Raw genomic sequence first — 18,202 nt, forward strand, 5'->3', positions numbered from 1 at the left:
GGCCCCGACCCACCCACCGAACCCAAGGCGCTACACACGCCCCCACCGGACAGCGACGGGCCGCCGCAGGCATCAGGGGCGCGGGGAACTGCGCACAACGCCCGCCCCCACCAAGCCGCACCGTCACTACTTCAGCGCCAGCCAAGCCACCGCCGCCACGATCGCCACCGCGATCACCACACCCACGATGAGCCCGATGCGCGGGCCGCCCGACGCCGCGGGCGCGGTCTGCTGTCGGCCCTGCGGGCCCTCGTCGACGAACGCGCGGAACATCTGGGTGCTGCCGGCGGGGTCGTAGTTGCCCTGGGGGCCCTGGTTGTCAGCCATGCCCAGAGACCCTAGCGAATCTGGCAGTGGCGCCCAAGTGCGGGGCTGACGGGGGTATCAGCGGACCCCACGTGCAGGTTTACGTTCGCAATACTTGCCTTTGCCAAGTTTTTATGCCGCACCTACCCAACTTATTTGCCTGTAGCAACCAAGCACGCCTATGGTTGCCCTAAGCAACAAATACGGGAGGTGTGATGGCCGAGCAGGCGCGCTACGAGGAGCTGATCCGCCAGTTCAGCGCCTTCGGAGCCGTGAAGCGGGAGATAGGACGCATGATGCCGTCCGAGTGCCCCGCCGGTTCCGCCGCCGTACTGACCCTGCTCGGGCGCTACGGGGACATGCGCATGAGCAAGCTCTCCGAGTTGCTCGCCGTGGACATGTCGGTCACCAGCCGCCACGTGGCGCACGTCGCCGAGCGCGGCTGGATCGAGCGCTCCCCCGACCCCGCGGACAAGCGTTCCCGCATCCTGCGTCTGACGCCGGCCGGCCAGTCGCTCCTCGACCAGCTCTCCCGGCGGACCTGCCACCTGCTCGCCGAGCGGCTGAGCGACTGGAGCGACGACGAGGTGGCCCAGCTCACCGCGCTGATGGCCCGGCTGCGGGCGAGCTTCGACGACACCCGAGCCCACGACCCGCGAACCCATGACACCCGCTCACACCACACCCGCGCAGACGACACCCGCGCCCACGGCCCCGACCCCCGGCCCCCCGCACCCCCCGTACTCGAACAGACCACCCGTACACCCGCGATCACCCAGTAAGAGAAGGAAGCCCATGGCAACGACCACACCAGCCGGTGTGCGGGCTCACGCCAAGCACGGGGGAGGCTCCGGCGAGTACGCCCCGATGACGCACCGGCAGATCATGGAGGCCATCTCCGGCCTGCTGCTCGGCATGTTCGTGGCGATCCTGTCGTCCACGATCGTCACCAACGCGCTCCCGCACATCATCAGCGACCTCGGCGGCGGCCAGTCCGCCTACACCTGGGTCGTCACCGCCGCCCTCCTGTCGATGACCGCGGCCACCCCCCTGTGGGGCAAGCTCGCCGACCTGTACAGCAAGAAGGCGCTCGTCCAGATAGCGCTGGTCATCTACGTCCTCGGCTCCGCAGCCGCCGGTCTCTCGCAGAACGCCGGCATGCTGATCGCCTGCCGTGTCGTCCAGGGCATCGGCGTCGGCGGTCTGTCCGCCCTCGCGCAGATCGTCATGGCCGCGATGATCTCCCCGCGTGAGCGCGGCCGTTACTCCGGCTACCTCGGCGCGACCTTCGCCGTCGCCACCGTCGGCGGCCCGCTGCTCGGCGGTGTCATCACCGACACCTCGTGGCTGGGCTGGCGCTGGTGCTTCTACGTCGGCGTCCCCTTCGCCGTCATCGCGCTGATCGTGCTCCAGAAGACCCTGCACCTGCCCGTCGTGAAGCGGGACGTCAAGGTCGACTGGGCCGGCGCGACCTTCATCGCCGCCGCCGTCTCGCTGCTGCTGGTCTGGGTCACCTTCGCCGGTGACAAGTACGACTGGCTGTCGTGGCAGACGTACACGATGGTCGGCGGTTCGATCGTGCTCGGACTGCTGTTCGTGCTGATCGAGTCCAAGGCCACCGAGCCGATCATCCCGCTGCGGCTGTTCCGCAACCGGACCATCACGCTGGCGTCGCTGGCCTCGCTGTTCGTCGGTGTCGCGATGTTCACCGGCACGGTCTTCTTCAGCCAGTACTTCCAGCTGGCCCGCGACAAGTCCCCGACGATGTCCGGCGTCATGACCATCCCGATGATCGGTGGTCTGTTCGTCTCCTCGACCGTCTCCGGGCAGTTCATCACCCGCACCGGACGCTGGAAGGCGTGGCTGGTCAGCGGTGGTGTGCTGGTGACGGCCGGACTGGGCCTGCTGGGCACCATCCGGTACGACACGGCCTACTGGAAGATGTCGATCTTCATGGCCCTGCTGGGTCTCGGCATCGGCATGATGATGCAGAACCTGGTGCTGTGCACGCAGAACCAGGTCGAGCCGAGCGACCTCGGCGCGGCCAGCTCGACGGTCACCTTCTTCCGTTCCCTGGGTGGTGCGGTCGGCGTCTCCGCGCTCGGTGCGGTCATGGCCCACCGGATCACGCACTACGTCGAGGACGGCGTCGCCGCTCTCGACCCGCAGTACCGGGCCGCCCTGGCCGGTTCCGGCTCCTCCACCGACAGCATCCCGGACCTGGCCAAGCTCCCGGCCCCGGTGCGCACGCTGGTGGAGAGCTCCTACGGGCACGGCATCGCCGACGTGTTCCTGATCGCCGGCGCCCTCGCGGCCGTCGCGTTCCTGATCACCCTGTTCATCAAGGAGGTCCCGCTGCGGACCAAGGGCGCGCTGGCGCAGGCCGCGGCGGAGCAGTCGCCGGCCGAGGTGGCCGCGGAAGCCGCCGAGGCCCCGGCCGCCGCGCACACCCCGAGCTGGGCCGCCACCGCCTCCGACACCGAGACCGCCCCCGAGGGCACGCAGCGGCTGTCCGCCGTCGCCACCCTCGCCCGTCCCGAAGCCTCCGGTGAGGGCTCCGGCGGCATCCCGGTCCGCGGCTTCGTGCGCGGCGCCGAGAGCGCCCCGGTCCCGCAGGCCGCGGTCACGCTGATCTCGCTCTCGGGACAGCAGCTGGGCCGGGCGGTGACGCAGGCCGACGGTTCCTACGCGGTCGAGGCACCGGGCGTCGGGTCGTACGTCCTGATCGCCTCCGCGGACGGCTTCCAGCCGCAGGCGTCCACCGTCCTCGTGAACGGTGAGCCGGTGGCCTACGACGTCCTCCTCAGCGGCACCAGCGGGCTGAACGGGCTCGTGCGGGCCGCGCAGAGCGGGGAGCCGGTCAAGGACGCGATGGTGATCGTCACCGATGTGCGCGGAGATCTGCTGGCCACCGGGACCACCGGTGAGCAGGGCGAGTTCGCCTTCGGTGAGCTGGTGCCGGGTGCGGTGACCGTCGCGGTGAACGCCGCCGGGTTCCGGCCGCGCGCCCTGCCCGTCGAGGTCGGCGGCACCGGCGTCACCCGCATCGAGGTCGACCTCGACTCGGGCGCCCGCCTCCAGGGTGTCGTCCGGGCGCCGCACGGTCCGCTGGCCGACGCGCGGGTCACCCTCGTGGACGCGGCCGGCAACGTGGTCGGCACCGCCACCACCGGGACGGACGGGGCGTACGCCTTCACCGACCTGGACGGCGGCGAGTACACGGTCATCGCCACGGGCTACCCGCCGCAGGCGACGGCCGTGACGGTGAACGGCCCCGCGGTCGACGGCCACGACATCGAACTCGCCCACCCCGGCGAGTAGTTCAACCGCTCCGGCCCGTGGCGGGGAGCGCGCGCTCCGATGGGAGGCGCGCGCCCGCCACGGGCCGGTCTCATTCGAGGAGTTGTGAGACATGGGACTGACCGCGAGGATCCGCACCCGGGACGGATGGGCCGTGTCGCACGCGGTCGTCACGGTGACCGACATGACCGGCGCCCAGGTGCTGCGCGCGGAGGCGGACGCCGAGGGGGCGGTACGGGACGGGACTCCGCTGGAGCCGGGGCCGTACACCGTCATCGTCACGGCCGTGGGATACGCGCCCGCCGCCTCCAGCGCGATCGTCACGGCGAGCGGGCGGGCCGAGGTCGGCACGGTCACGCTGGCCCGTATCGGCGGGGCGGAACTCCCGCCGCCCGGGCCCTGGACCGTCGACCCGGCCCACTCCAGCGTGGGGGCGGTCGCCCAGCACCTGGGCATCTCCAGCGTGCACGGCCGCTTCACCGACTTCACCGCGGCGATCGAGGTCGCCCCGGACGACGTGACCAAGTCCCGGGTGGAGGCGATGATCCGGGCCGCCTCCATCGACACGGGCAACGCGATGCGGGACGAGCACCTGCGCTCGGCGGACTTCCTGGACGTCGAGCGGTACCCGGAGATCACCTACCGGTCGACGGGGCTGACGGTGGCCGGCACCGACCGCTGGACGGTCCACGGGGAACTGGCGATGCGGGGTGTCGTACGGCCGGTGGACCTGGACCTCGCCTACCTGGGCACGGGCGCCGACCCCTGGGGCGGCACCCGCGCGGCCTTCCGGGCCACGGCCCAGCTGCGGCGGGACGACTTCGCCATGAACTACAACCAGGTCGTGCAGGCCGGGATCGCGGCGATCGGCACGACCCTGAAGGTCGAGCTCGATGTGCAGGCGGTCCAGGGGGAGTCGCTGCCGCAGGCCTGAGGGCGTTGTCAGTGGCGGGACGTACGGTTCGGGGCATGGAGCGGAGCACGGGGGTGCAGGCGTACTACGCCGAGTCGGCGGAGCGGCTCGGGCGGGTCTACGAGAGCGTGTCGCTCGAGGACGTGCACGGGGCACTGCTGGACCTGCTGCCGCCGGCGCCCGCGCGGGTGCTGGACGTCGGCGCGGGGACCGGGCGGGACGCGGCGGCGCCGGCCGGCCGCGGATACACCGTCGACGCGGCGGAGCCGGTGGCGGAGCTGCGGCGGGTGGCCGAGCGGCTGCACCCCGGCAGCGGGGTGACCTGGCGGGCGGGCGCCCTGCCGGAGATACCGGGTGTGCGGGGGCCCTACGACGTGGTCCTGCTGACCGCGGTCACTGCCGCGGTGACGGTGACCGTCGCGATGGGGGTGGTCGGACTGCTGCTGGTGAGCGCGCTGATGGTGGTGCCGGTGGCGGCGGGGCTGAGACTGCTGCGGACCGTGGCCGAGGGCACGGACCGGCTCGGCCGGGACGCGGTGCACTGGCACGCCGTGGCGCTCCAACTAGGCTGATTCCATGGCACCGAACATCGCGACCAACACGTCCGTCTCCCTGGAAGAGCTGCTGGACTTCGTGCGGCCCCGGCACCGGGCGATCCTGCTGACACGGCGGGCGGACGGGTCACCGCAGGCCTCGCCGCTGACGTGCGGGGTGGACGACTCGGGGCGGATCGTCGTGTCGACGTATCCCGAGCGGGCGAAGACGAGGAACGCGAAGCGGGATCCGCGGGTGAGCGTGGTCGTGCTGAGCGACGACTGGAACGGACCGTGGGTGCAGGTCGACGGGACCGCGGAGGTCATCGACTCGCCCGACTCCGTGGAGCCGTTGGTGGAGTACTTCCGGAACATCTCCGGGGAGCACCCCGACTGGGACGAGTACCGGGCGGCGATGGTGAAGCAGGGTAAGTCGATCATCCGGGTCACGCCGGAGCGGTGGGGGCCGGTTGCCACCGGCGGTTTCCCGGCGCGGTTGGCTTCGCCGGACGCGTGAGGAGGGCTTCTCGTTCGTCGGCGGGTGCGGGTTCACTGTGGCCGGTCGGGCCCCCGGGGAGTCGTCCTCACCTTCGCCTCGATGCCTGCCACCAGTAGCTCCAGGGCGAAGTCGAAGTCCCTGTCCCTCATTTCCTCCACCGTGTCGCCGCCCCTCGCCGTCATGATCTCCTCGTTCTCCCTGAGGATCTCGGCGGCGTCGGGGGACCGGGTCGCCGAGGCCATGGCGTGGCGGAAGTAGGACTCCTGGGTCATGCCGGCGCGGGCCGCCCGGGTGGCGAAGTGGCCCTCGATGGTGCCGAAGCCGTAGACGAACTGGAAGACGGCGGAGATCGCGCCGGTGATGCCGTGGGCGGGCAGGCCGGTCCTGCGGACGACCCGGTGCACGGTCCGGGACAGGGCCAGGGAGTGCGGGCCGATGTTGAGGAAGGTGCCGGCCAGCGGTGAGACCCAGGGGTGCCGGACCAGCAGTCCCCGGTACTCCCCGGCCACCGTGCGCAGTTGGTCCCGCCAGTCCTCGTCGGCGTCCGGGTCCGGCAGCTCCAGCTCGCCGAAGACCGCGTCCAGGGCGAGTTCGAGCAGGTCGTCCTTGGTGTCGACGTACCAGTAGACGGACATCGCGGTCACGTTCAGCTCGGCGGCCAGCCGCCGCATGGAGAACTTGGCCAGCCCCTCCGCGTCCAGGAGCCGTACGGTCACCTCGGTGATCCGGTCCCGGTCAAGGCCGGACGGCTGGCCGCTGCCCCGCCCGCTCCGGCGCACCTTGCCGTCCAGCCAGACACTGGTCCGACCCGAGGCCTTCTGGCCCGCGTTAGCCATGGCGCACCTTTCAGAAACGTCCGTCCACCGGCAAAGCTGCCAGGTGCCTTCCAACTTAAGGGGCGGGGGGAACTGCGCGACCTGCCACAACCGGCCTGCGTCGGCCGACGCTCCAGGACCCTCACCCCCTCAGGCGCCTTCTCCCCGCTCGGCCCGCCGCAACAACACCCCCGCCACCACCCCGCCCAGCAGCACGGCCACCGCCCCCACCGACTGGCTGCTCTCCAGGCCGGAGGCGAACGCGTCCGTGATCCGCGCCCGCTCCGACGCCGACCCCGCCTCCGCCAGCGCCCCCGGCAGGGACACCGCGGCCACCGAGATCCCCGCCGCGAACCGCGCGTTCAGCACCGCACCCAGGACCGCGACCCCCAGCCCCTGCCCGAACTCGGCGACCGTGCCGTTGATTCCCGCGCCGACCCCGGCCTTCTCCGGCGGGATCGCGCTCATGATCGCGTGTGCCATCGCGGGGCTCGCGACCGCCGCCCCCGCGCCGATCAGCACCAGCCCGAGGAGCGTGCCCGCATAGCCGTGGCCGGTGAGCGTGGCGATGGAGAGGAGGCCCGCGGCCATCACCGCCATGCCGAGGCCGATGGACAGCGGGGTCCCCAGTCTCGTCGACCACTTCGCCGCGACGCCCGTGAAGTTGAGGGCCACGATCATCAGCGCGAGCGGTGCCGTCCGCAGGCCCGCCTCCAGGGGGCCGTAACCGAGGACGAACTGCATGTGCTGGGTGAGCAGGAAGAGCGAGCCGCCCATGCCGAAGGTGATCAGGACCGCTCCCGCCACCGCGCCGGTGAACCGGCGGTCGCGGAAGAAGTGCATGTCGAGCATGGGGTACGGGATGCGGCTCTCCCAGTACGCGAACGCCCCCAGGACCGCCACCGCGACCGTCGCCGGCACCAGCACCCGGCCGGACGTCCAGCCGTGCTCGGGGCCGGAGATGATCGCGAACACCAGGGCCGCCATGCCGATCGTGGAGAGCAGCGCGCCGAGCAGGTCGGGGCGGTCGCCCCGGGGGTTCTTGGACTCGGGGACCAGGATCACCACCGCGACCAGGGCGAGCGCGGCGACCGGCAAGTTGATCAGGAAGATCGCGCCCCACCAGAAGTGGTTCAGCATGAAGCCGCCGAGGAGGGGGCCGGCCGCGAAGCCCAGCGAGTTCACCGCCGCCCAGATGCCGATCGCCCGCGGCTGCTCCCCGGGCGCGAAGATCTGCATCGCCACGGCGAGCGTGGTGGTCATCAGCAGGGCGCCGCCCACGCCCATCCCGGCCCGGGCCGCGATCAGTTGGGCGGTGGAGTCGGCGAGGCCCGCGACCAGTGAACCGACGCCGAACAGGACCAGTCCCGCGGCCAGCATCTTCTTGCGGCCGTAGCGGTCGGCGGCGCTGCCCGCGGTGAGCAGGAGCCCCGACTGCACCAGCGAGTACGCGTTGATCATCCACTGGATGTCGGAGGTGGCGGCGCCCAGTTCCCTGGTGAGGGAGGGGATCGCCACGTTCAGGATCGTGTTGTCGAGCAGCACGGTGAGCTGCGCGAGGCAGATGACGCCGAGTATCAGCCAGCGCTGGGGGTGGCCCTGGGAGACGGCGGCGGGGGCGGGAGCGGTCATGCTGTACACCGTAGAACAGTTCTTATACGGCGTACAACGCGGTTTTCCGTCGTCGCACTTCCAGCCGTACGACGACAGGGGCGGTGACCGAGGTCACCGCCCCTGTCCCTTTCGAGAACCGTCAGCCGTTCGCCTCCTGGGTGAGGTCGTAGAAGGTGGCCGAACCGACCGTCACCTTCTTGAAGTTGGCCTCGACCCACGAGGTGATCTGCGAGGACGTACCGCTGCCGCCGCCCATGCCGCCGCCGGAGCCGCTGGAGATGAAGTAGTGGATCCTCCCCTCCTCCACGTACTTCTTGAACTGGGCGAGCGTGGGCGACGGGTCGGTGCCGTTGAAGCCGCCGATCGCCATCACCGGTTCTCCGGTGGACAGTTGGTAGCTCGCCGCGTTCTGTGCGCCGATCGCCGCCGCGACCCAGGTGTACTGCGACGAGTCGGTCTCCAGCAGCTTCTTGGCCTCGGAGCCGACGCTCGCGCCGTTCAGCAGGCCGCCGGCGCCACCGCCGCCCATGGGGCCGTCACCCGTCTGTCCGCCGGAGCCGCCCTGCTGGTTCTGGGTGCCGCCGTCGCCGTTCTGCTGCCCCGGCCGGCCGGGCATGCCGCCGGGGAAGCCGCCCGTGCCGCCGCCCTGCGTGTTGCCGTTGCCGTTCTGCTGGTTCTGGCCCGGCATGCCGCCGCCGAAGCCGCCCCGGCCACCGCCGCCTCCGCCCGGACCGCCGCCCATCATGGACGCGCCCGCCGGGCCCGCCGTCACGATGGAACCGGTGTGGCCCTCCTGGAGGGTGCTCAGGGTGTACGCCGTCGGGCCGGCCAGGGCGGCCACCAGGCCCAGGCAGGCCGCGGCGAGGGCGAGTCGCCGGCTGAGCCGGCCCGCGAAGACCAGACCGAGCGCGGCGACCAGGCCGCCGATCAGGACCAGGTACTTCAGCCAGGGCAGGTAGTCGGAGGTGCGGTCGAGGAGGACGTAGCCCCAGGCGGCCGCCGCCACGACCGAGGCCGCGAGGGTGATCGACGCCCACAGCGCGGCGCGCTTCTCCCACAGGATGCCCGCGCCCATGCCGATCACGGCCGCCAGGTAGGGGGCGAGGGCCACCGTGTAGTACTGGTGGAAGATGCCCGCCATGTAGCTGAAGACGACCATGGTCATCAGCAGCGAGCCGCCCCAGACCAGGAACGCGCCGCGGGTCGCCGACGTCCGCTTGAGCCTGCGGGTCGCCACCAGACCGGCGACGAGCAGGATCAACGCGGCCGGCAGCAGCCAGGAGATCTGGCCGCCGATCTCGGAGTTGAACATCCGGTCCCAGCCGGTCTCGCCCCACTGCCCGGTGCCGCCTCCGCCGCCACCGCCGCCGACCGAGCCGGTCTCGTCGCCGTTGAGGCGGCCGAGGCCGTTGTAGCCGAAGGTCAGTTCCAGGAAGGAGTTGTTCTGGGAGCCGCCGATGTAGGGGCGGGACGACGCGGGCCACAGCTCGACGATCGCCACCCACCAGCCGCCGGACACGATCAACGCCAGCGTGGCCGCGGCCAGTTGACCCAGCCGCTTCCTGACGGACACCGGCGCGCAGACGGCGTAGACGATCGCCAGCGGCGGCAGGATAAGGAAGGCCTGGAGGGTCTTGGCGAGGAACGCGAAGCCGATCGCGGCACCCGCCCACACCAGCCACTTCGTACGGCCGTCCTCCAGGGCGCGGACCACGAGACAGCAGGCCACCGACATCAGCAGCGCCAGCATGGCGTCGGGGTTGTTGAACCGGAACATCAGCGCCGCGACGGGGGTGAGCGCGAGCACGGCGCCCGCGATCAGACCGGCCGCGGGGCTGAACCGGCGGCGCACGGCGGCGTGGACGACGGCGACCGTGCCGACGCCCATGAGGACCTCGGGGGCCAGGATCGCCCAGGAGTTCAGGCCGAAGATCCGCACCGACAGCTCCATCGGCCACAGCGAGGCCGGGGGCTTGTCGACGGTGATCGCGTTGCCCGCGTCCAGCGAGCCGAAGAAGAACGCCTTCCAGGACTGCGATCCCGCCTGGACCGCCGCCGAGTAGAAGGAGTTGGCGTAGCCGGAGGAGCTCAGGTTGTACAGGTAGAGCAGGAGGGTCGCGGCCAGCAGGCCGAGGAAGGCCGGGCGCGCCCAGCGGGGGTCCTCGGGGCGGCCGCGCCACAGTCTGCGGACGAAGGGCTGCCGGGGTTCACCGGACCCGGGGGCCTGGGCGGCGTCCGGCGCCCCGGGAGCCGTCGCCGTCGGAGCCCGCCCGGAACCCTGCTGGGCCGGACGGTCGGTCTGCGTGGTCATCAGGACTTCCTCGGTTCGGTGTCGGTCGGGCGCACCGGCTGCAACCGCACGGTGGCGTCCTTCCAGGAGCGCTGCTCCGCGGCTTCCGCGGCTTCACCGGCGCGGAACTCGGTCGTGTCGTACGGGGACGCCGGGGTGTACGGCGTCGCCGCATACTGGTGCGGCGCCGGGGGCCGGGGCAGCGGTGCGTACGGCTGCCGCGGGAACTGCTGGGTGGCGCAGGCCGGCGAGGACGGGGGGCGGGCGGTGACGACGGTGGACCGGGGCCGGTCGTCACCGCGGTCGGGGAAGACCCAGGCCCGGAAGAGCAGGAACCGCAGCACGGTCGCCGCGAGGTTGGCGGCGACCAGCACCGCCAGCTCGGTGGAGTGCGCGGGATCGCTGCTGGCCGCGTCGAGGGCGGCGAGGGAGCCGCTGGTCAGCGCGAGGCCGATACCGAAGACGACCAGGCCCTGCGCCTGGTGCCGGACGGCACCGCCGCGCCCGCGCACCCCGAAGGTCAGCCGCCGGTTGGCGGCGGTGTTGGCGACCGCGGAGACCAGCAGGGCCAGAGCGTTGGCGACCTGGGAGCCGCCGAACTGCCGGAAGGCGCTGTAGAGGACGAGGTAGAAGAGGGTCGACAGACCGCCGACGACACAGAACCCGACGAGCTGGCGGGCCAGCCCCTTCGGCACGTCCTGGATCTCACGGTCGCGCGGGTCGTCGCCGAACGGCCGGGTGATCCGGTCCAGCGGCAGCGATCCGCTCGCCAGCGCCTTGCCCACCCGCCACACGCCCTTGAGGTCCTCGGTCGCCGTCTTGACGATGTGGACGCTGGAGTCCGGGTCGTCGACCCAGTCGACGGGCACCTCGTGGATCCGCAGTCCCGCGCGCTCGGCGATGACCAGCATCTCGGTGTCGAAGAACCAGCCGGTGTCCTCGACGAGCGGCAGCAGGACCTGCGCCACCTCACGCCGGATGGCCTTGAACCCGCACTGGGCGTCGGAGAAGCGGGCCTGGAGGGAGCCGCGCAGGACGAGGTTGTAGGCGCGGCTGATGAACTCCCGCTTGGGGCCGCGCACCACCCGGGAGCTGCGGGCGAGCCGGGAGCCGATCGCCAGGTCGGAGTGGCCCGAGATCAGCGGGGCCACCAGCGGCAGCAGGGCGTTGAGGTCGGTGGACAGGTCCACGTCCATGTAGGCGAGGACCGGGGCGTCGGAGGCGGACCAGACGGTCCGCAGGGCCCGGCCGCGGCCCTTCTGTTCCAGCCGGAAGGCCCTGACCTCCGCGATCTCCGCCTCCAGCGTCCGCGCCACCAGGGCAGTGGTGTCCGTCGACGCGTTGTCCGCGATGGTGATGCGGAACGCGTACGGGAAGGTGCGCTCGAGGTGCTCGTGCAGTCTCAGCACACACGGCTGGAGGTCCTTCTCCTCGTTGTAGACGGGGATCACTACGTCCAGGACAGGCGTACCGGCGTCGCCGGCCGGGAGGTGCTCCCGCGCCGGCAGGGTGCCGGGAGAAGAGTCGGTTCGCATGTGAACGACTCTGGTCAAGCCCCCTGTCGCACCCATATGGCGGCGCTGTGCTGTGCCTGTGAGTGCGATTGCCAGTTCGTTTCGGGCGCCGGAAGGGGGACCGCGGGCCCGACCGCGGGCAGGTGCACGGTGAACACGGTCCGTCCCGGAACACTGTCCACGGTCACCGCGCCGCCGTGCGCGGTCGCGACGGCCTGCACGATGGCGAGGCCGAGGCCGGTGGACCCGGTGGCACGGGAGCGCGCGGAGTCGCCGCGCGCGAACCGTTCGAAGACGTGCGGGAGCAGGTCGGCCGGGATGCCCTGGCCGTTGTCCTCGACGTCCACGCACATCCACGGTCCGCGGCGCTGCACGCGCGCGGTGACCGTCGTACCCGGCGGGGTGTGCTTGCGGGCGTTGCCGAGCAGGTTGATGAGCACCTGCTGGAGACGGGCCGCGTCGCCGGAGACGAGGGCGGGTTCGTCGGGCAGGTCCAGGCGCCAGTTGTGGTCCATGCCGGCCGCGCGGGCGTCGCTGATGGTGTCCACGACGAGCGGGACGAGGTCGGTCTGCTCGAACTGGAGCGGCCGCCCGGCGTCCAGGCGCGCGAGCAGCAGCAGGTCCTCCACGAGCAGGGTCATCCGGCCCGCCTCGGACTCGATACGGCCGAGGGCGTGCCGGGTGTCGGGGCCGACCTGTTCCCTGCCGCGCCGGGTGAGTTCGGCGTACCCGCGGATGGAGGCCAGCGGTGTTCTGAGCTCGTGACTGGCGTCGGCGACGAACTGCCGTACCCGCATCTCGCTCTGCTGCCGTGCGTGCAGGGCGCCGTGGACGTGGTCCAGCATCCGGTTCAGCGCGGAGCCGACCTGCCCGACCTCGGTGTGCGGGTCGCACTCCGACTCGGGCACCCGCTCGCTCAGGTTGACCTCCCCGGTGTGCAGCGGCAGTTCGGAGACCCGGGTGGCGGTGTTGGCGACCTTGCGCAGGGGGCGGGTGGCGAGCCCGACGAGGACGTAACCGGCGATCACGGCCGCGCCGAGGCCGGCGGCGGTGACGCTGACCTCGACGAGGATCAGGGTGTTGATGGTGCTGTTGACGTCGTCGGTGGGCAGGGCGATGTAGTACGAGTCGGTGTTGTCCCTGCTGGTGACGTACTGGACGCGGTACTCGCCGAGGCCCGGGACGTCCACGGTGTGGGCGTCGTCGTCCCGCGGCACGGCGGCGAGGGCCGCCTTCTGCGCGGCGTTGAGCCCGGCGGCCGTCATTCCCTTGAAGTCGCCGTTGCTGTCCTTCTGCTGCTCGGCGACGGCGGCACTGACGATCTTGCCCTTCTGCACGTACGCGGCGATGGTGTCGGGCTGCGTCGGGGCCTGCTTGATGAGGTTCGCGGCCTTGGCGCTCGCCGGGATGTCCGGCTGCGTGCCGGGCAGGTCCTTCGGAGGCTCTTTGCCCTGCTGCGGTGCGTTGTCCCTGCCGAAGCCCACCGCGCGCCCGGCGGTCTCACGCAGCTTGCCGTCCAGCTGGTCGTACAGATGGGTCCGCAACGCCAGTGTCGTCACCGTGCCGATCACCGAGCAGACCACGGCGATCAGCACCACCGACGCGACGACGAGCCGCGTCCGCAGCGTGCGCGGCTTGCCTGCTCGCCGTGCCCGCTTCTGCGCCCGTGGCCGTCGTCGCCCGCTCATGACGCGGCGGGCTTGATCAGGTAACCGGCGCCGCGCCGGGTGTGGATCATCGGCTCCCGGCCCGCGTCGATCTTCCGGCGCAGGTAGGAGATGTAGAGCTCGACGACGTTGGCCTGGCCGCCGAAGTCGTAGGACCACACCCGGTCGAGGATCTGCGCCTTGCTCAGCACCCGCCGGGGATTGCGCATGAGGAACCGCAGGAGCTCGAACTCGGTCGCGGTGAGGTGGATGTTCTCCCCGGCCCGCGAGACCTCGTGGCTGTCCTCGTCGAGGGTGAGGTCGCCGACGACCAGCACGGAGTCGGAGCGGCGGTCGGCCGCCCCGGAGCGGCGGATGAGTCCGCGCAGCCGGGCCACGACCTCCTCGAGGCTGAACGGCTTGGTGACGTAGTCGTCGCCGCCGGCGGTGAGCCCCGCGATACGGTCCTCGACCGCGTCCTTCGCGGTCAGGAACAGCACGGGCACGTCCGGCAGCTCGCGCCGCAGCCGGCCCAGGACGGTGAGGCCGTCCATGTCCGGGAGCATCATGTCCAGGACCACGGCGTCGGGCCGGAACTCCCGCGCGGTCTGGACGGCACCCGTGCCGTCCCCGGCGCTGCGGATCTGCCATCCCTCGTAACGCAGGGCCATGGACAGCAGTTCGGTGATCGACAGCTCGTCGTCCACCACAAGCACGCGGACGGGGCTCCCGTCCGGCCTCAGCAGTTCGGTGCGCCCCTGGGGCGAGGTCGTGGTCATGGTGAACACCATGTCGGGGCCCCCTGAGAGCACCCTTTCGGCAGTCTGTGATTTCTCTGAGAAACGCACAGGCGGCTCTCAGGGAACGCCTGGGAAGTGGCTTGTCCGACCGTGCGGACAAGCCGTCCGGGGAGCCCACGAAGTCGACGGCTCCCCCCGCCGACCCGTCAGAACAACCCGTCCTGCACCCCTGGCGCCTCCCTGAACTCCCGCACCGGCACGGTGATGTCCGCCCCGTCGGCCGGCACCAGCTCCCATCCGGTCATCAGCCGGGTGTCGAGCACGACGGCTCCTCCGTCCGCCGTCTCCAGGTGCAGGTCCGGTCCGGCGGCCGCGAGGAGCCGTCCCCCCACCGACCCGCCCGCGACGAGCCCGGTCACCTCACCCACGGCGGTGGGCAGTCCGGCGAGACCGAAGATCTCGACGTGGTCGACCGGTCGGTACGGCGCCCGCGTCAGGGACTCCGGCCAGCCGCCCAACGCCACCGCACGCGCGTGCAGTTCGGCGATCTCGGCGGCCCACTCGGCGGCCGACCCCGGCAGGGCGGACCGTACGACCCGCTTGGCGCCGTACGGAATGCGGTCCGGGACCGAGAGCGCCGCCCGCAGCAGTTCCTCGGTGCGCCGCGCGGCCATGAGCGGGCCGGTGCCGAGCCAGCTGAAACAGACGGCACCCTGCTCCCACAGGCGCGCCGGGCCCCGCTCGAACGCCGTGATGCCGACCTTGACCATGCCGGGCCCGAACCACGCCAGGTACACCCGGTACGGACGGGGATCGTCCGCGAGGGTGTCGGCCGCCACGGAGTGGGCCCGGTCCAGTCGCGCGCACTCCTCGCACCGCGCCCCCGTGCTCCGCGCCGACACCGCCGCCCGCGCCGGACACGCGTGCCCCCGAGCTCCCACGCATGTCCGCACACCCCCCTCGGCGACCCCGAAGGCCACCCGCTTCCCCCGGGTCAGCGCGCTGCGCCGCCCGCCTTCCCAGCGCAGCACGGGCCCGTCCGCCGACCACGACAACCCCGAGCACTTCCATCCCTGTGCCATCCCTCACGAGAGTAGGGGGCACCACTGACAACGGGACGGCACGAGCGGCGCCGGCGCCGGTCAGCGCGACGACTCCACGGACACGGGCTCCACGGCCACCGCCTTCTTGGACACCGCCTTCTCGGACACCGCCCCCGCTGCCCCCGGCTCCGTGGACAGCACCCCCGGTGCCGCCGCGGCCCGCGCCCCGACCACACCGGTCCGCGCGTCGGCGCGTCCCGCCATCCGGCATCCGACGCACCCCGGGTGCCCCTGCCGGGCGCCGGTGTCCCGCACCCGCATCGCCCACTGCTCGCGCGGTCGGCGCCCCGGCGGCTTGCCCCAGCCGGTCAGGTGCAGGGCCCAGGTCACCAGGGCGCTCGCCACGGTGATCACGAGACCGACGGCGATCAGCACGCCGGACACCGTGCACACCCCCGCCCCCAGTACGGACGTCCCCACCGTGGCGATGGCGACTCCGGTCCACCCCGCGACCGTGTGCCCCTCGTCATACTGATGTGCACTCACAGAACCTCCTGGACCAGCTCTCTCACCTCCTAAGAAATTTACATCAGAAACCTCTTACACGCTAAGGGAATAAGGATTCCGATGCACGCCGAGCCCCGCCCCTCCGCCACTCCGGCCCAGGCCCTGGAGGCGATGGACTTCTTCATCGCCACCGCCCACCTCGGCCAGCAGGAGATGGCCCAGCGGCTGGGCCTGAACGTCACCGACCTGCTGAGCTTCGCCTGCGTCCTGAAGGCCGGCGAGAACCTCCTCACCGCGGGCGACCTGGCCGAGCACGCCCACGTCACGACCGGCGCGGTCACCGGCATCCTCAACCGCCTCGAACGCGGCGGCTACGTCACCCGCGTCCCCGACCCCACCGACCGCCGCCGCGTCCGGGTCGCCGCGCAGCCCGACGCCGTGGCCAAGGTCGTCGCCCTCTACCAGCCGTACTACGACCGCCTCGACGCCGTCTTCGCGGAGTACTCCGCCGACGAGATCGCCGTGCTCCACGACTGGTTCAGCCGTACGACGAACCTGACGCTCGCCTATATCGAGGAGTTGCGGGCGAAGGACGCGGAAGGCGAGTAGCGCAAGCCGACAGCGGGCGAGCGCCCCTGATCGCAGCGGGAGTCGACGGGGTTCCCCACCCCGGGGGTGCAGCCAGCCCTACCTTCGGTTCGGGAGTGCGCTCCATCGATTCGGCGCCCTCGCGACGGCATCGTTGATCACGGCTGGTCCATCCGGGATCCAGCGGATCGACAAGCCAGCGCCGAGCCGGAGGAAACACCATGGAGCCGCAGACGGCCGACCGGACCCAGTCCCCGTCCACGCCGGGCGCCGTCGCCTCCTTCGTGCGCTTCGTCGTCTGCGGCGGCGGGATCGGCGTCCTGTCCAGCTTCGCGGTACCGCTGGTCGCGGTGACGATGCCGTGGGCGATGGCGAACGCGGTGATCACCGTGGCCGGCACCCTCCTGTGCACCGAGCTGCACGCCCTGTTCACCTTCGGCACCGGCCGTCGCCCCGGCTGGCGCCGGCACCTCCAGTCCTCCGGTTCGGCGGCCGCCGCGTACGCCGTCACCTGCGCCGCGATGTTCCTGCTGCACCTGATCCAGTCGGCGCCTGGGACGGTCGCGGAACAGGTGGTCTACCTCGGCGCCTCGGCCCTGGCGGGCATCGGCCGCTTCCTGGTCCTGCGCCTGTTCGTCTTCGCGGGCCCCCGCAAGGACCCGCGCCCGTCCGGGACCGTCGTCGCCCTGCCCCGCCCGGCGCTGCCGCGCACCGCGGTGCTCCCGGCCTGCTGAGCGGGAGGCACGGCCGGCCCGGACCACAACTCACCGCGCCGCTCCGGCCCTTCGGACCGCCCTGTACCGCCCTGTACCGCCCTGTACCGCCGAAGGACCTCCACCCCGTCGGACACGAACACCCCTTGCCCCACCGCCTCCAGCAACTCGCCCTCCCCGAACCACGTGATGCCCCCCAGATCGGGCGGCCCCGAGCCAGGAGGGGGCTGAACTCGCCGCGGCACAGAACTTGAGGACGGGACGCGGCCGGCCGAACACCCCCAGCTCCTCGGCGAGTTCCCGGGCAGCCGCCGCCTCGTACGCCTCCCCGACCTCGACGGCCCCGCCCACCAGCCAGTTGTACTGCCCGGGAAACCGGGAGAGGCCCTCCGGCCGCCGATGCACGAGGACCCGCCCGAGCGAATCCCGGCAGACGGTGGTCGCAACCCGATGCAGCCACCCCTTCTCGACGGCCTCGGCCCAGTCCACCGCCCCATGCAGAGAGGTACGACGACACCCCCGAGGGGGGCTGACGACCCCCTGGGGGTGCGGCTTGCCCCACCCCGGATCGGGCGGACGGCTCCATGTCGCGGCCCCGGGATCGACGGCATCGTAGAGGCCATCGGCACCGGCCCCTTCCGGAAGGAACTCCCATGAACCAGCTCCTGTCCACCCCGCCGGCCAAGACCGCCCCCGAGAGCGACCTGTCCCCGCTCCTCACCGCCTGGGACGAGGCCCACCCGGTCACCACCGACCCCGACTGGCGCCACCTGCTGGACGAACTGGCCCACCCCCGCACCACCCAGGCCTTCCACACCCTGGCCACGACCCCGGCATGAACGAACGCCCCACCGCCCCGACCACGGCAAGAGGCCCCGCAGAGATTCCAGGCCTCGATCCATCCTGCCTCGAGGTCGATCGGTACCCGGGCGGAGATCTGGGTGCCGAGCCCGTCGTGCACCTTGACCACGTACGGGTCCTCGGCGATGAAGACGAGGTGGGCAGCCCGCCCCTGGCCCGGCCAGGCACCGGAAAACCTCGGTGCCGTGAGCACGACAAAGCCCCCTCCGGGATGATCCCGAGGGGGCTTTGACTGCTGTGCACTCGGCAGGATTCGAACCTGCAACCTTCTGACCCGTAGCTCTACCGAGATCGGTCAGGGGAGGTCAGAGCTCATACAG

At 71.8% G+C, this 18,202-nt stretch carries 18 protein-coding genes; 8 read left to right on the top strand and 10 right to left on the bottom strand.

Annotated elements, in window-relative coordinates; genetic code table 11:
- Positions 1–126: 126 nt before the first annotated feature.
- Positions 127–327 carry a hypothetical protein gene (locus ACIQJT_RS15755; protein WP_053851599.1) on the bottom strand — a complete coding sequence of 67 codons (201 nt, stop codon included), beginning with the start codon at positions 325–327 and terminating at the stop codon, positions 127–129.
- A 194-nt stretch (positions 328–521) separates the two neighbouring features.
- On the opposite strand from ACIQJT_RS15755, the gene ACIQJT_RS15760 reads away from it, so the two are divergent.
- The 5 genes from ACIQJT_RS15760 (at position 522) to ACIQJT_RS15780 (ending at position 5,569) form a co-directional block, all read left to right on the top strand.
- On the top strand, positions 522–1,088 hold the full coding sequence (locus ACIQJT_RS15760; protein ID WP_402643739.1) for a MarR family winged helix-turn-helix transcriptional regulator: 567 nt from the start codon (positions 522–524) through the stop codon (positions 1,086–1,088).
- Between the two features lie 13 nt (positions 1,089–1,101).
- Positions 1,102–3,627: an MFS transporter gene (locus ACIQJT_RS15765; RefSeq protein WP_402643742.1), complete on the top strand. Its 2,526-nt coding sequence runs from the start codon at positions 1,102–1,104 to the stop codon at positions 3,625–3,627.
- A 91-nt stretch (positions 3,628–3,718) separates the two neighbouring features.
- Positions 3,719–4,540, top strand: coding sequence for a YceI family protein (locus ACIQJT_RS15770; protein WP_402643745.1), 822 nt, complete (start codon positions 3,719–3,721; stop codon positions 4,538–4,540).
- Between the two features lie 35 nt (positions 4,541–4,575).
- Positions 4,576–5,091 carry a class I SAM-dependent methyltransferase gene (locus ACIQJT_RS15775; protein ID WP_365452599.1) on the top strand — a complete coding sequence of 172 codons (516 nt, stop codon included), beginning with the start codon at positions 4,576–4,578 and terminating at the stop codon, positions 5,089–5,091.
- A 4-nt stretch (positions 5,092–5,095) separates the two neighbouring features.
- Positions 5,096–5,569, top strand: a complete 474-nt coding sequence (locus ACIQJT_RS15780) for a PPOX class F420-dependent oxidoreductase (protein ID WP_053853344.1) — start codon at positions 5,096–5,098, stop codon at positions 5,567–5,569.
- Positions 5,570–5,601: 32 nt separating this feature from the next.
- Here ACIQJT_RS15780 and ACIQJT_RS15785 read toward each other — a convergent pair whose 3' ends face one another.
- From ACIQJT_RS15785 to ACIQJT_RS15820, 8 genes are all read right to left on the bottom strand, one after another.
- Positions 5,602–6,387 (bottom strand): TetR/AcrR family transcriptional regulator, encoded by a 786-nt coding sequence (locus ACIQJT_RS15785; protein WP_402643751.1) that lies wholly within the window; start codon positions 6,385–6,387, stop codon positions 5,602–5,604.
- Positions 6,388–6,516: 129 nt separating this feature from the next.
- The gene (locus ACIQJT_RS15790; protein WP_402643753.1) at positions 6,517–7,998 is read right to left on the bottom strand and encodes an MFS transporter; all 1,482 of its coding nucleotides are present in this window, start codon (positions 7,996–7,998) and stop codon (positions 6,517–6,519) included.
- A gap of 121 nt (positions 7,999–8,119) precedes the next feature.
- Positions 8,120–10,291 (bottom strand): ArnT family glycosyltransferase, encoded by a 2,172-nt coding sequence (locus ACIQJT_RS15795; protein WP_402643756.1) that lies wholly within the window; start codon positions 10,289–10,291, stop codon positions 8,120–8,122.
- Positions 10,291–11,805, bottom strand: coding sequence for a glycosyltransferase (locus ACIQJT_RS15800; protein WP_402643759.1), 1,515 nt, complete (start codon positions 11,803–11,805; stop codon positions 10,291–10,293). The genes ACIQJT_RS15795 and ACIQJT_RS15800 overlap by 1 nt, the downstream gene beginning before the upstream one ends.
- Positions 11,806–11,819: 14 nt before the next feature.
- Complete coding sequence (locus tag ACIQJT_RS15805) at positions 11,820–13,472, bottom strand: ATP-binding protein (RefSeq protein ID WP_402643761.1); 1,653 nt, start codon at positions 13,470–13,472, stop codon at positions 11,820–11,822.
- Entirely contained in the window at positions 13,469–14,209 is a 741-nt protein-coding gene (locus ACIQJT_RS15810) for a response regulator transcription factor (RefSeq protein ID WP_037711888.1), read from the bottom strand. Before ACIQJT_RS15810 ends, ACIQJT_RS15805 begins: the two co-directional genes overlap by 4 nt.
- A 167-nt stretch (positions 14,210–14,376) precedes the next feature.
- Positions 14,377–15,252 carry a DUF2797 domain-containing protein gene (locus ACIQJT_RS15815; RefSeq protein WP_402643764.1) on the bottom strand — a complete coding sequence of 292 codons (876 nt, stop codon included), beginning with the start codon at positions 15,250–15,252 and terminating at the stop codon, positions 14,377–14,379.
- 60 nt (positions 15,253–15,312) lie between these two features.
- Entirely contained in the window at positions 15,313–15,759 is a 447-nt protein-coding gene (locus ACIQJT_RS15820) for an HGxxPAAW family protein (RefSeq protein ID WP_402643766.1), read from the bottom strand.
- Between the two features lie 81 nt (positions 15,760–15,840).
- Between ACIQJT_RS15820 and ACIQJT_RS15825 the strand changes: the two genes are divergently transcribed.
- The gene (locus ACIQJT_RS15825) at positions 15,841–16,329 is read left to right on the top strand and encodes a MarR family winged helix-turn-helix transcriptional regulator (protein ID WP_053852364.1); all 489 of its coding nucleotides are present in this window, start codon (positions 15,841–15,843) and stop codon (positions 16,327–16,329) included.
- Positions 16,330–16,529: 200 nt separating this feature from the next.
- Positions 16,530–17,042: a GtrA family protein gene (locus ACIQJT_RS15830; RefSeq protein WP_365452615.1), complete on the top strand. Its 513-nt coding sequence runs from the start codon at positions 16,530–16,532 to the stop codon at positions 17,040–17,042.
- 30 nt (positions 17,043–17,072) lie between these two features.
- Here ACIQJT_RS15830 and ACIQJT_RS15835 read toward each other — a convergent pair whose 3' ends face one another.
- Positions 17,073–17,510 (bottom strand): NUDIX domain-containing protein, encoded by a 438-nt coding sequence (locus ACIQJT_RS15835; protein WP_402643770.1) that lies wholly within the window; start codon positions 17,508–17,510, stop codon positions 17,073–17,075.
- Positions 17,511–17,674: 164 nt separating this feature from the next.
- On the opposite strand from ACIQJT_RS15835, the gene ACIQJT_RS15840 reads away from it, so the two are divergent.
- Entirely contained in the window at positions 17,675–17,860 is a 186-nt protein-coding gene (locus ACIQJT_RS15840; RefSeq protein WP_402643773.1) for a hypothetical protein, read from the top strand.
- The last annotated feature ends 342 nt before the right edge of the window (positions 17,861–18,202 follow it).

This window comes from Streptomyces sp. NPDC091972, from assembly GCF_044756385.1.
Classification (GTDB): Bacteria; Actinomycetota; Actinomycetes; order Streptomycetales; family Streptomycetaceae; genus Streptomyces.

Coding starts and splice junctions, on each gene's coding strand:
- ACIQJT_RS15755 (WP_053851599.1), bottom strand. CDS start 327: ATGGCTGACAACCAGGGCCCCCAGGGCAACTACGACCCCGCCGGCAGC.
- ACIQJT_RS15760 (WP_402643739.1), top strand. CDS start 522: ATGGCCGAGCAGGCGCGCTACGAGGAGCTGATCCGCCAGTTCAGCGCC.
- ACIQJT_RS15765 (WP_402643742.1), top strand. CDS start 1,102: ATGGCAACGACCACACCAGCCGGTGTGCGGGCTCACGCCAAGCACGGG.
- ACIQJT_RS15770 (WP_402643745.1), top strand. CDS start 3,719: ATGGGACTGACCGCGAGGATCCGCACCCGGGACGGATGGGCCGTGTCG.
- ACIQJT_RS15775 (WP_365452599.1), top strand. CDS start 4,576: ATGGAGCGGAGCACGGGGGTGCAGGCGTACTACGCCGAGTCGGCGGAG.
- ACIQJT_RS15780 (WP_053853344.1), top strand. CDS start 5,096: ATGGCACCGAACATCGCGACCAACACGTCCGTCTCCCTGGAAGAGCTG.
- ACIQJT_RS15785 (WP_402643751.1), bottom strand. CDS start 6,387: ATGGCTAACGCGGGCCAGAAGGCCTCGGGTCGGACCAGTGTCTGGCTG.
- ACIQJT_RS15790 (WP_402643753.1), bottom strand. CDS start 7,998: ATGACCGCTCCCGCCCCCGCCGCCGTCTCCCAGGGCCACCCCCAGCGC.
- ACIQJT_RS15795 (WP_402643756.1), bottom strand. CDS start 10,291: ATGACCACGCAGACCGACCGTCCGGCCCAGCAGGGTTCCGGGCGGGCT.
- ACIQJT_RS15800 (WP_402643759.1), bottom strand. CDS start 11,805: ATGCGAACCGACTCTTCTCCCGGCACCCTGCCGGCGCGGGAGCACCTC.
- ACIQJT_RS15805 (WP_402643761.1), bottom strand. CDS start 13,472: ATGAGCGGGCGACGACGGCCACGGGCGCAGAAGCGGGCACGGCGAGCA.
- ACIQJT_RS15810 (WP_037711888.1), bottom strand. CDS start 14,209: ATGACCACGACCTCGCCCCAGGGGCGCACCGAACTGCTGAGGCCGGAC.
- ACIQJT_RS15815 (WP_402643764.1), bottom strand. CDS start 15,252: ATGGCACAGGGATGGAAGTGCTCGGGGTTGTCGTGGTCGGCGGACGGG.
- ACIQJT_RS15825 (WP_053852364.1), top strand. CDS start 15,841: ATGCACGCCGAGCCCCGCCCCTCCGCCACTCCGGCCCAGGCCCTGGAG.
- ACIQJT_RS15830 (WP_365452615.1), top strand. CDS start 16,530: ATGGAGCCGCAGACGGCCGACCGGACCCAGTCCCCGTCCACGCCGGGC.
- ACIQJT_RS15840 (WP_402643773.1), top strand. CDS start 17,675: ATGAACCAGCTCCTGTCCACCCCGCCGGCCAAGACCGCCCCCGAGAGC.